11 protein-coding genes and 1 other annotated feature are annotated in these 11,178 nt (G+C 48.3%); of the genes, 10 read left to right on the top strand and 1 reads right to left on the bottom strand.

Annotation, left to right across the window (positions count from 1 at the left end):
• The first annotated feature begins 20 nt into the window (after window positions 1–20).
• On the top strand, window positions 21–701 hold the full coding sequence (locus tag HGO97_RS04885) for a Crp/Fnr family transcriptional regulator (protein WP_216239983.1): 681 nt from the start codon (window positions 21–23) through the stop codon (window positions 699–701).
• Window positions 702–861: 160 nt separating this feature from the next.
• Window positions 862–1,914 carry a PTS transporter subunit IIC gene (locus tag HGO97_RS04880; RefSeq protein WP_216239981.1) on the top strand — a complete coding sequence of 351 codons (1,053 nt, stop codon included), beginning with the start codon at window positions 862–864 and terminating at the stop codon, window positions 1,912–1,914.
• A gap of 93 nt (window positions 1,915–2,007) precedes the next feature.
• On the opposite strand, the gene HGO97_RS04875 is transcribed toward HGO97_RS04880, so the two are convergent.
• On the bottom strand, window positions 2,008–2,430 hold the full coding sequence (locus HGO97_RS04875; RefSeq protein ID WP_216239980.1) for an RrF2 family transcriptional regulator: 423 nt from the start codon (window positions 2,428–2,430) through the stop codon (window positions 2,008–2,010).
• Window positions 2,431–2,709: 279 nt separating this feature from the next.
• Here HGO97_RS04875 and HGO97_RS04870 point away from each other — a divergent pair, with 279 nt between their 5' ends.
• The 8 genes from HGO97_RS04870 to HGO97_RS04835 all read left to right on the top strand — a co-directional run bounded on the left by HGO97_RS04870 (window position 2,710) and on the right by HGO97_RS04835 (window position 11,001).
• Window positions 2,710–4,035, top strand: a complete 1,326-nt coding sequence (locus HGO97_RS04870) for an O-acetylhomoserine aminocarboxypropyltransferase/cysteine synthase family protein (RefSeq protein ID WP_216239978.1) — start codon at window positions 2,710–2,712, stop codon at window positions 4,033–4,035.
• A 52-nt stretch (window positions 4,036–4,087) separates the two neighbouring features.
• Window positions 4,088–4,335, top strand: a binding site (T-box leader).
• Window positions 4,336–4,607: 272 nt separating this feature from the next.
• Window positions 4,608–5,627 carry an anthranilate phosphoribosyltransferase gene (gene trpD, locus HGO97_RS04865; protein WP_216239976.1) on the top strand — a complete coding sequence of 340 codons (1,020 nt, stop codon included), beginning with the start codon at window positions 4,608–4,610 and terminating at the stop codon, window positions 5,625–5,627.
• Window positions 5,624–6,415 (top strand): indole-3-glycerol phosphate synthase TrpC, encoded by a 792-nt coding sequence (gene trpC, locus HGO97_RS04860; protein ID WP_216239974.1) that lies wholly within the window; start codon window positions 5,624–5,626, stop codon window positions 6,413–6,415. Before trpD ends, trpC begins: the two co-directional genes overlap by 4 nt.
• A complete protein-coding gene (locus HGO97_RS04855; protein WP_216239972.1) occupies window positions 6,412–7,029 on the top strand; it encodes a phosphoribosylanthranilate isomerase in 618 nt (205 codons plus the stop codon). The genes trpC and HGO97_RS04855 overlap by 4 nt, the downstream gene beginning before the upstream one ends.
• The gene (gene trpB, locus HGO97_RS04850) at window positions 7,022–8,209 is read left to right on the top strand and encodes a tryptophan synthase subunit beta (RefSeq protein WP_216239970.1); all 1,188 of its coding nucleotides are present in this window, start codon (window positions 7,022–7,024) and stop codon (window positions 8,207–8,209) included. Before HGO97_RS04855 ends, trpB begins: the two co-directional genes overlap by 8 nt.
• Window positions 8,202–8,978 carry a tryptophan synthase subunit alpha gene (gene trpA, locus HGO97_RS04845; RefSeq protein ID WP_216239968.1) on the top strand — a complete coding sequence of 259 codons (777 nt, stop codon included), beginning with the start codon at window positions 8,202–8,204 and terminating at the stop codon, window positions 8,976–8,978. The genes trpB and trpA overlap by 8 nt, the downstream gene beginning before the upstream one ends.
• Window positions 8,975–10,441 (top strand): anthranilate synthase component I, encoded by a 1,467-nt coding sequence (gene trpE / locus HGO97_RS04840; RefSeq protein ID WP_216239966.1) that lies wholly within the window; start codon window positions 8,975–8,977, stop codon window positions 10,439–10,441. The genes trpA and trpE overlap by 4 nt, the downstream gene beginning before the upstream one ends.
• Window positions 10,438–11,001 carry an anthranilate synthase component II gene (locus tag HGO97_RS04835; RefSeq protein ID WP_216239964.1) on the top strand — a complete coding sequence of 188 codons (564 nt, stop codon included), beginning with the start codon at window positions 10,438–10,440 and terminating at the stop codon, window positions 10,999–11,001. The genes trpE and HGO97_RS04835 overlap by 4 nt, the downstream gene beginning before the upstream one ends.
• Window positions 11,002–11,178 lie beyond the last annotated feature (177 nt).

Below are 11,178 nucleotides of genomic sequence, written 5' to 3'. Positions count from 1 at the left end.
TTGCGGAGGTGGAGGTTTTTATGCATGAAATCCCTTTTCTGGGAATCGATGAGGGGCAGCCCTCTTTTTCGGAGCTTTGTCTTTTTGATAGCCGGTATGAGCATTATCGTACAGGTTTTGTAAAAAAGTCTTATCCTGCGGGAGCGTGTATTCATTCCCAGGGAGATAAGATCACACATTTTGGAATCGTGACATCTGGCATCTTAAAGGCAGTCAGCTATTCCAGAGATGGCAGTGAGATGTGCCATACCTATTTTGAGGAAATGGATAGTTTCCCGGAATTCCTGTATCTGACAGGTGAAAGACGGTATACTTATCTTTTGTATGTAGAAAAAAGGGCAGCAGTTACCTGGATTCCTATTCTGGAATTACAGGAAATGCTGACATCAGAACCACATATGCTCAGTGCGCTATTATTATATGTATCTAAAAGGGGCCTGAAGAACCAGTTATATCTGAACTGTCTGAACTACCAGACGATACGTGAGCGGATCGCCTACTGGATATTGGGGATACAGAAGATGACCTCCGGTAAGACGGTCATGATACCACGCTCTCAGACAATTCTTGCGAATATGCTGCATGTGAGCCGTGCCTCACTGAACCAGGAATTAAAGCAGATGGAGAGGGAAGGGTATTTTCGGCTGGATAAGGAAAAGATACTTGGAGCGGATGCCGAAAAGCTGATGGAACTTTTGTAAGGGGAGAGCGCAAATGTGCTGTAGTCTTCCCTCTACATTGTATTTCTTTGGGGCAGCGGGATTGATACCAATTGCTTCATGAGGTCTTCCACGAATTCGGGAAGTATGGTACAATGGCGGATAGTGAAAAGACAGATTGATATGCAGGAGGGAACAAAGGATGAAGATACTTGACAGGATTTTCATAAGCGGATTGGGCGGAATGGCACAGGGGCTGTTCGCGACCTTGATTATAGGAACGATCATTCAGCAGGTAGGGACCTTTATGGGCGGCCCGACAGGGAACCTGATCTATGCAGTAGGCCGTGTTGCGGCTGTGATGACAGGTGCAGGAATCGGTGTGGGTGTGGCACGTAAGCTGGAGGGCAGTCATCTTGTGATTGCGTCAGCAGCTACCGCTGGGATGGTCGGAGCATTTGCAAGCAAACTTCTGGCGGGACAGGTGATCCAGGACGGGACGATGGTCTTTGCCGGACCGGGAGAGCCTCTGGGTGCGTTTGTTGCATCATACATAGCAATCGAATGTGGGATTTTGGTATCCGGAAGGACAAAATTAGATATTATACTGACTCCGCTTGTCTCCATAGGGACAGGCTCAGCCGTGGGATTGTTCCTGGGGCCTCCGATCTCACGATTTATGAATTGGCTGGGCTCCCTGATCAATTGGGGGACAGAGCAGCAGCCGCTTTTGATGGGAGTGGTGGTTTCGGTACTGATGGGAATGATTCTAACGATGCCGATCAGTTCAGCGGCACTTGGTATTATCCTGAATTTGTCTGGACTGGCAGCAGGAGCGGCTACTATTGGCTGCTGTTGTAATATGATTGGATTTGCCGTAGCGAGCTTTCGGGAAAATAAAATCAGCGGATTTCTGGCACAGGGAATCGGGACCTCTATGCTTCAGGTTCCGAATATCGTGAGGAAGCCCATCATATGGCTGCCCGTCATTTTGTCCAGTGCCATCTTAGGGCCGATCGGAACGATGGTCCTGCACATGACAAGCAATGCTACCGGATCAGGAATGGGAACTGCGGGACTGGTCGGCCAGATCATGACCTGGCAGGTCATGACGCAGAGCGAGCCGCAGATGGTGGTCTTGCTAAAGATACTGGTAATCCAGATCTTACTTCCGGCGTTAGTGACACTGGGCATTTCAGAGTTTATGAGAAAGCATAAATGGATCAAGTTCGGGGATATGAAACTGGAATTGTAGTATTGGTTAGAACAATAGATAAGAGGATATGGAAAAATCACTGCATAGGGTCGCTCGACCGATATACAGTGATTTTTTCGTATGTAATCAAGTTCAGGGTTCTTCTTTTTGGCCGTTCTCTTTCAATAGATCCGCAAGGGTAATCCCATAGAAGAAGTCATGGACCATCGTATCGAACCGCTCCCACATGGGAAGGGTACGGCACTCTTTGGCTTTACTACATGGTTCTGCTCCCCGTGCAAGGCATGCAACAGGCGCAAGAGTCCCTTCCGCAAGCTCCAGGATCTCTCCCACGGTATAGTCTTCCGGTGCTCTGGTCAATTTATAGCCACCGCCTTTCCCGCGGAGCCCTTTTAATAATTTTTCTTTCACAAGTACCTTTAAGATGATTTCCAGATATTTCTCAGAAATCTCCTGGCGCTTAGCGATATCCTTTAGCGGGATATATGCATCCATTCCCTGCTCTGCAAGGTCAAGCATTACGCGCAGAGCGTATCTTCCTTTTGTAGAAATCATAAAGTCCCTCCTGTTCTTATAACCTATTATACCGAAAGGTAATAGGAAATATCAAGTGCGGGCATAAAATTAAATGACATGGCATAGAAAATATTACCAATTAACCTATTGACAAAGTAGGTTAATGAGAGTATGATTCCCATAACATACTTGAAAGAATACTAACGCAGATAAGACAGCACTCGTAAGATTATGCAGAGCAGTCTGGGCTTATAGGCATCTAGGGAAGCGGAAGCTCAATGTCCGTTTCAAAGCAGTCTTTGTAAGGAGGAGAAGGATATGGGAGATTTGACGAAAAAGGAAGAGGGAACATACACAGAAGGATATAGATTTGAGACGCTTCAGCTCCATGTGGGGCAGGAAGAACCTGACCCGGCAACGGATTCCAGGGCGGTACCGATCTATCAGACCACATCATACGTATTTCAGAATTGCGAACATGCTGCTGCGCGGTTTGACCTGTCCGACAGTGGGAATATTTACGGTAGACTGACTAATTCCACGCAGGACGTCCTGGAAAAACGAATCGCGGCGCTGGAGGGAGGCACAGCAGCATTGGCACTGGCCTCTGGTGCAGCAGCAATTACATATACGATTCAGGCTCTAGCGCGGGATGGGGGACATATCGTAGCGCAGAAGACGATCTATGGCGGAAGTTATAACCTTCTGGAACATACTCTTCCGCATTATGGGATTACAACTACTTTTGTAGATGTACACAATCTGGAAGAGATAGAAGGAGCAATTCAGGAGAATACCAGGGCAGTCTATCTGGAAACACTGGGGAATCCAAACAGTGATATTCCGGATGTCGAAGCTATTGCCCAGCTTGCTCACAGACATGGCCTGCCTCTTGTGATCGACAATACATTCGGAACCCCTTATCTGATACGGCCAATCGAATATGGCGCAGATATCGTTGTACACTCTGCGACAAAGTTCATCGGCGGGCACGGAACGACGCTGGGCGGTATCATTGTAGATTCCGGGAAGTTTGACTGGAAGGCCAGCGGAAAGTATCCCGGGATCGCAGAGCCGAATCCGAGCTACCACGGGTGTTCTTTCGTGGAAGCGGCAGGTCCGGCAGCTTTTGTGACCTATATTCGTGCGATCCTGCTAAGAGATACTGGCGCTTCCATTTCTCCATTTAATGCGTTCCTTCTTCTGCAGGGTGTGGAGACTTTATCCCTTCGTCTGGACCGGCACGTGGAGAATACGAAGAGAGTCGTACAGTATCTGGCAGTGCATCCACAGGTGGAGCGTGTGAATCATCCCTCCCTTTTGGAGCATTCGGACCACGAATTGTATGAGAAATATTTCCCGAATGGGGGAGCCTCCATTTTTACCTTTGAGATCAAAGGCGGACAGAAAGAGGCTTACCAGTTCATCGATCACCTGAACATCTTTTCCTTGCTTGCCAATGTGGCGGATGTGAAGAGCCTGGTCGTTCATCCGGCAACCACGACGCATTCTCAGCTTACGAAGGAAGAGCTGGCAGAGCAGAGTATAAAGCCCAATACCATCCGACTTTCTATCGGGACAGAGCACATCGAAGATATACTGGAAGATTTGGAGTGTGGTTTCAGGGCAGTCAAAATTGTCTAAAAAAATAGTTGACATTTAAGGATTGTCAGTATATACTGTAACAAATTAAAGAGATAAACCATTGATCAAGAGGAGTAGGTAGAGATATTTATTCACAGAGAGCTGCCAGTTGGTGGAAAGGCAGCAATAAGAGTTTTTACTGAATGGACTTGTGAGGGCAGCTTGAAACTGTGCATACAGGAGTAGACGCTGACGGGATTCTCGCCCGTTATCAAGGAGATGTGTATGTCAGTACATAAATGAGCGGTCGATAATATCGGCAATTTGGGTGGTACCGCAGAAGTTAGAACTATCTTATTGAACATGAGAAGTTCAATAATTATAAGCTTTTGTCCCTTTCGGGGGACAGAGGCTTTTTTTGTTATATAGGAAAGTTCGAAGAACTTTCCTATATAACAAAAACCCTCCGGGGGTTGCGCACTTCGCGCAAGAGGAAGATGGCCGTAAGCGGCCGCGCTACGGCGCGAGATTTCGGCCCGCTAAGATCTTTATTTTTATATTGAAAACCGCAAGAAGCGGTGCAGAGATTCGATTCACGCACAAACGTGCATGAAAAAGAAGGAGGAAACAATATGATCCAGGAAGCAATTGCAAAACTTACTAGAAAAGAGAACTTGACCTATGAGGAAGCAAAAGGGGTCATGGCTGAGATGATGGATGGCACTGCAACACAGGCCCAGATGGGAGGATTTCTGATGGCGCTTGGAATGCAGGGAGAGACGATAGAGGAAATCACGGCATTTGCAAAGGTAATGCGTGATAAAGGAGTAAAGATCAAACCGGCGAGGGAGGTCATTGATATCGTCGGCACCGGTGGAGACCAGGTAGGGACTTTTAACATTTCTACGACCTCTGCGTTTATCGTAGCGGCAGGCGGAGTTCCGGTCGCAAAGCATGGGAACCGGAGCGTATCCAGCAGAAGTGGAGCGGCGGATGTGCTGGAGGAGCTCGGAATTCAAGTCGGGCTTACCGCAGAGCAGAACGAGGCGGTATTGAATCAGACGGGGATATGCTTTATGTTTGCCCCGGTATATCATTCTTCCATGAAATATGCTGCACCGGTCCGGAAAGAACTGGGAGTGAGGACCGTGTTCAATATTTTAGGACCTCTCTCTAATCCGGCCGGAGCCACGATGCAGCTTCTCGGAGTATATGACAAAAAGCTGGCGAAGCCCATGGCAAGGGTCCTTGCCAATCTGGGAGTGAACCGGGGCGTCGCAGTCTGCGGCGAGGATGGGCTGGATGAGATTACACTGACTGGGGAGACCGATGTCCATGAAATCAGGTTCGGAGAAATTACCTCTTATACCATTTCACCAGAGCAGTTCGCTCTGAACAGATGTCCATTGGAAGAGCTGATTGGCGGGACGCCGAAGGAAAATGCACAGATTACGATGGATATATTAACTGGCAGGGAGAAGGGGCCAAAGAGGGATGTGGTCCTTATGAATGCGGGAATGAGCCTGTACCTGGGAATTGACGGAATTACCCTGAAAGAGGGAATCGAGATGGCAGCGGAATTGATTGTGAGCGGCAGGGCACTCGCAAAATACAAAGAATTCCGTGATGCAGTACAGGAGGCAGTACAATGATATTAGATCAAATTGCAGCAGATACAAGACTGCGGATACAAAAAGCGAAGCGAAAGGTACCATTTTCACAGATCTGTAAGAAAGCCATGGCAATGGAGCGAAATACCGGGTTCCCATTTGAGCAGGCGCTAAGAGCCCCGGGAATGCATTATATCTGTGAGGTGAAAAAGGCATCACCTTCCAAAGGAGTGATTGCAGAGGAATTTCCATATCTGGAGATCGCCAGGGAATATGAGGCGGCGGGAGCGTCAGCAATTTCCTGCTTGACAGAGTCGAAGTATTTTCTAGGGAAGGATGAATATCTTGTGGAGATTCGCCGGGAGGTATCGATCCCCATTCTTCGAAAGGATTTTACAATAGATGAGTATATGATTTATGAGGCAAAGGTGCTGGGAGCAGATGCGGTTCTTCTAATTTGTGCTCTTCTGGATACAGAGACCCTAAAGCGGTATCTTAATCTCTGTGACAGATTAGGGCTTTCCGCACTGGTAGAGGTCCATGATGAGGAAGAGATGCAATCGGCAGTCAAAGCCGGGGCCAGAGTGATCGGGGTGAATAACCGGAATTTAAAGGACTTCACCGTTGATATCGGCAACAGTATCCGGCTTCGAAGGCTGGCGCCAGCGGATTGCCTGTTCGTGGCGGAAAGCGGAATCTTGACGGCAGCAGATATTGAGAGCTTAAAGGAAGAACATGTAAATGGTGCTCTAATCGGAGAAACCCTGATGAGAAGCAGGAACAAAAAAGAGATGTTAGAAGTGCTGAATGGCGGAGTGATTAATAGATGACAAGGATAAAAATCTGTGGTCTGAAAAGACCAAAGGATATTGAAATCATAAATGAAGTAAAACCAGATTTTGCGGGGTTCGTGTTTGCCAAAAGTTCCAGACAGATAGAGGAAAGACTTGCGGCAGAGCTTCGGGAGAAGATGGATTCGGCAGTGAAGGCGGTCGGTGTATTTGTCAATGAACCGATCTGGCGGGTGGCGGTGATCGGCAGATCTGAAATCATCCAGATGATTCAGCTTCATGGGGATGAGGATACATCTTATATAGAAGAACTCCGCATGAGGGTTCCAGAAATTCCAATCATCAAAGCCGTGCGTGTACGTTCAGGGGACGATATCTTAAAGGCGGCAAAACTGGATGTAGAGTATCTGCTGCTGGACACTTTTGTGAAGGGCGTATATGGAGGCAGCGGAATCGGGTTCGATAAGAAATTGATTCCGCCGGTAAAAAAGCCGTATTTTCTCGCAGGCGGGCTGACAGCGGAAAATGTTAAGGAGAACATCAGAATCTGCCATCCGTTTGCGGTAGATACAAGCAGCGCAATGGAGACAGATGGCATCAAGGATGCAGATAAGATCAGAAAATTTGTAGAAAGGGTGAGAAACAATGAATAACAAAGGAAAATTCGGGCAGTACGGAGGGCAGTTCGTGCCGGAGACATTGATGACAGCAGTACATGAGGTAGAAGAGGCATATGCAAAATATAAAGATGATCCGGAATTTAACCGGGAATTGGATGACCTGTTGAAAAATTATGCAGGGCGGCCGTCTATGCTGTATGAGGCGAAGAAGATGACAAAAGACTTAGGCGGTGCAAAAATCTATCTGAAAAGAGAGGATCTGAATCATACCGGATCGCATAAAATCAATAATGTACTGGGACAGGTGCTTTTGGCAAAAAAGATGGGCAAGACCCGCGTGATTGCAGAGACGGGCGCGGGACAGCACGGAGTCGCAACGGCGACCGCTGCGGCGCTGATGGATATGGAATGTGAGATTTATATGGGAAAAGAAGATACAGAACGCCAGGCGTTAAATGTCTTTCGTATGGAGCTTCTGGGAGCAAAGGTACATCCGGTGACTACAGGGACGATGACACTCAAGGATGCAGTCAATGAGACCATGAGGGAGTGGGCAAGCCGGATGGACGATACACTGTATGTGCTGGGATCTGTCATGGGACCGCACCCTTTCCCGACGATCGTACGTGATTTTCAGAGAGTTATAAGTAAAGAAATAAAAGAGCAGCTCATGGAACGGGAAGGCCGTCTTCCAGATGCGGTGCTTGCCTGTGTTGGCGGCGGAAGCAATGCGATGGGGGCTTTCTATGAATTTATTCCTGATAAAACAGTGAAGCTGATTGGCTGTGAGGCAGCCGGGCTTGGTGTGGATACGGAAAAACATGCGGCCACCATCGCAAAGGGGTCTGAGGGAATCTTCCATGGCATGAAGTCCTTATTCTGCCAGAACCAGGATGGACAGATCGCCCCGGTCTACTCCATTTCTGCCGGGCTTGATTATCCCGGAATCGGACCGGAACATGCCATGCTGGCAGAGGAAGGACGCGCGCAGTATGTGCCGGTTACCGATGAAGAGGCTGTGGAGGCCTTCGAATATCTGTCCAGAATGGAAGGAATCATTCCTGCCATTGAGAGTGCACATGCAGTGGCATATGCCATGAAGCTGGCACCGACTATGGAGAAAGACCAGATTATCGTTATCAATATTTCAGGCCGCGGAGATAAGGATGTTGCGGCAATTGCACGTTACAGAGGAGTGGAAATCTATGAATAAGATTAAAGACGCATTTCAGAATAAGAAAGCATTTATACCATTTATTACAGGAGGAGACCCGACACTTGAGGTGACAAAGAAGCTTCTTGTGGCAATGCAGGAGGCAGGGGCGGATCTGATTGAAATCGGAATCCCGTTCTCAGATCCGATCGCAGAGGGACCGGTCATTCAGGAAGCGGATGTGAGGGCGCTTGCAGGGGGCTGTACAATCGATAAGCTGTTCGATACAGTCAGAGAGGTGCAGGATCAGATGCATGTCCCACTGGTATTTATGACTTATATCAATCCAATCTATACCTATGGGAAAGAAAAATTTATGAAGCGCTGTGCAGAGTGCGGCATGGCCGGAATTATTGTGCCGGATATGCCCTTTGAGGAGAAGGGAGAACTGGCAGAGGTGTGCAGGGAATACGGGGTGGAACTGATTTCATTGATTGCACCGACTTCTAAGGAAAGAATCCGGATGATCGCGCAGGAAGCAGAAGGATTTCTCTACTGCGTCTCCTCACTTGGGGTGACCGGAGTAAGAAAAGAAATCACGACCAACATCCGGGACATGATCAGCCAGGTAAGAGAAGTGACGGATCTTCCATGCGCGGTCGGATTCGGAATCTCCACACCTAAGCAGGCGGCGGAGATGGCAGCGATTGCGGACGGGGCAATTGTGGGGTCTGCAATCGTGAAAATCGTGGCGGAGCATGGGGAAGACTGCATCCCTTATGTGGCGGAATATGTAAGACAGATGAAGGAGGGAGTGGCAGCGGTATGATCTTTTTGCCGAAACTGGAGGAGGTCAGAGAAATCGCTGCCTCAAAGGAATATAAAGTGCTGCCGGTAAGCTGTGAGATATTGTCCGATATCTGCACACCGATCGAAGCACTAAAGATTTTGAAAAATGTATCGAAGCACTGCTATATCCTGGAATCTGTGGCTGAGAAGGAAAAGTGGGGGCGCTACACATTCCTCGGGTATGATCCGAGGCTGGAGATTACCTGTGCAGATGGAGAGGTGAGGGCCGGAAATCTCCAATTGAAGACAGAACACCCGGCCCAATGCCTGCGTCAGATACTGGCTGATTATAAAAGTCCCAGGTTCGATTATCTTCCCTCCTTCACTGGCGGACTGGTAGGATACTTTTCCTATGATTACATCCGTTATCAGGAGCCATCGGCAGCGGTTCAGGTACAGGATAATGAGGCGTTCAAGGACTTTGACCTGATGCTTTTCGATAAAGTGATCGCGTTTGACCATTTCAGGCAAAAGTTAATTTTAACTGTGAATATGTCTCTGGAAGACCTGGATACAGGTTACAACAAGGCGGTGCTGGAGCTGGAACAATTGTGCCAGCTTCTGAAAAATGGGGAGAAGAAGCAGGAGGCGGGAGGCCGGCTGTTAGGAGAGGTAACCCCTCTGTTCGACAAGGATACCTACTGTAAAATGGTAGAGAAAGCAAAACAGAATATACATGAAGGGGATATCTTCCAGATTGTTCTATCCAACAGGTTAAGTGCCCCCTTTGAGGGAAGCCTGCTCAATACTTACCGTATCCTGCGGACGATGAACCCTTCTCCTTATATGTTCTATTTTTCAGGAACCGATGTGGAGGTGGCGGGCGCATCTCCCGAAACGCTGGTGAAGCTGGAAAATGGGATTCTGCATACTTTTCCTCTCGCAGGCACCAGACCGCGCGGGAAAAATGAGAAAGAGGATGAGGCGTTGAAAGAGGAACTGCTTCATGATGAAAAGGAGCTGGCTGAGCATAATATGCTGGTGGATCTGGGAAGAAACGATCTGGGAAAAATCAGCAGGTTCGGGAGCGTGCAGGTAGAAAAGCTTCACAGTATCGAAAAGTACTCTCATGTGATGCATATCGGTTCGACGGTCCGCGGAGAAATCAGGAAAGAATTCGACGCACTGGATGCCATCGGGGCAGTCCTTCCTGCCGGAACACTATCGGGTGCTCCGAAGATCCGTGCCTGCCAGTTGATCGGCGAGCTGGAAAATAATAAGAGGGGAATCTACGGCGGAGCCATTGGATACATTGATTTTGCGGGAAATATGGATACCTGTATCGCCATCCGTATTGCCTACAAGAAAAATGGCAGGGTCTTTGTGCGCAGCGGCGCAGGCATTGTTGCGGACTCCGTACCTGAGAAAGAATTTGAGGAGTGCATCAATAAGGCACAGGCTGTTGTGAGTGCATTAAAGATGGCAGGGGAGGAAGAGTTATGATTTTGCTGATTGATAATTACGACAGTTTCTCTTATAACCTGTATCAATTGATTGGAGAAATCGACCCGGATATTCAGGTGATCCGTAATGATGACATGTCGGCGGATGAGATCCGCAGTCTGAATCCCGACCGGATCATCCTCTCACCTGGACCGGGAAGGCCCGAGGATGCAGGTGTTCTGATAGAGGTGGTAAGGGAGCTGGGAAGAGAAATCCCGATTCTGGGGGTCTGCCTTGGCCATCAGGCCATCTGCATGGCATATGGAGCCTCGGTTACTTATGCGGGAAAACTGATGCATGGGAAGCAGTCAGAGGTTGAGCTTGATCTAAGCTGCCCTCTGTTCGAAGAGTGCCCACAACGTGTCCTGACCGCGCGTTATCATTCCCTTGCGGTCGACAAAGATACTCTGCCCGACTGCCTGAAGGTAACTGCAGTCACAAGGGATGGGGAAGTCATGGCAGTGCAGCATAGAGAGTACCCGGTCTTTGGAGTACAATTCCACCCGGAATCCATTATGACACCGGATGGGAAAACCATGATTCAAAATTTCCTGGGATAAACTGTGGCCTCGACCTTCCTGTTGTCTGATTGGATAGAACATGCTGAGGGCAGCAAGGCTCTTATTTTTCCAGTACTTTCAAATCTTAAAAAAGAATGAACTCGCTGACATGCAGTCTATTTTATGATATACTATTAAAGACTGGGAAAGGGGGATTTCTGACGTGAGAGGAGAGCA

It is taken from the genome of Faecalicatena faecalis (genome assembly GCF_012524165.2).
GTDB classification, from domain to species: domain Bacteria; phylum Bacillota; class Clostridia; order Lachnospirales; family Lachnospiraceae; genus Faecalicatena_A; species Faecalicatena_A faecalis.
Note: the sequence above shows the minus strand (reverse complement) of the source record. Positions and strands in the feature narration are given on the sequence as shown.

Coding starts and splice junctions, on each gene's coding strand:
- HGO97_RS04885 (WP_216239983.1), top strand. CDS start 21: ATGCATGAAATCCCTTTTCTGGGAATCGATGAGGGGCAGCCCTCTTTT.
- HGO97_RS04880 (WP_216239981.1), top strand. CDS start 862: ATGAAGATACTTGACAGGATTTTCATAAGCGGATTGGGCGGAATGGCA.
- HGO97_RS04875 (WP_216239980.1), bottom strand. CDS start 2,430: ATGATTTCTACAAAAGGAAGATACGCTCTGCGCGTAATGCTTGACCTT.
- HGO97_RS04870 (WP_216239978.1), top strand. CDS start 2,710: ATGGGAGATTTGACGAAAAAGGAAGAGGGAACATACACAGAAGGATAT.
- trpD (WP_216239976.1), top strand. CDS start 4,608: ATGATCCAGGAAGCAATTGCAAAACTTACTAGAAAAGAGAACTTGACC.
- trpC (WP_216239974.1), top strand. CDS start 5,624: ATGATATTAGATCAAATTGCAGCAGATACAAGACTGCGGATACAAAAA.
- HGO97_RS04855 (WP_216239972.1), top strand. CDS start 6,412: ATGACAAGGATAAAAATCTGTGGTCTGAAAAGACCAAAGGATATTGAA.
- trpB (WP_216239970.1), top strand. CDS start 7,022: ATGAATAACAAAGGAAAATTCGGGCAGTACGGAGGGCAGTTCGTGCCG.
- trpA (WP_216239968.1), top strand. CDS start 8,202: ATGAATAAGATTAAAGACGCATTTCAGAATAAGAAAGCATTTATACCA.
- trpE (WP_216239966.1), top strand. CDS start 8,975: ATGATCTTTTTGCCGAAACTGGAGGAGGTCAGAGAAATCGCTGCCTCA.
- HGO97_RS04835 (WP_216239964.1), top strand. CDS start 10,438: ATGATTTTGCTGATTGATAATTACGACAGTTTCTCTTATAACCTGTAT.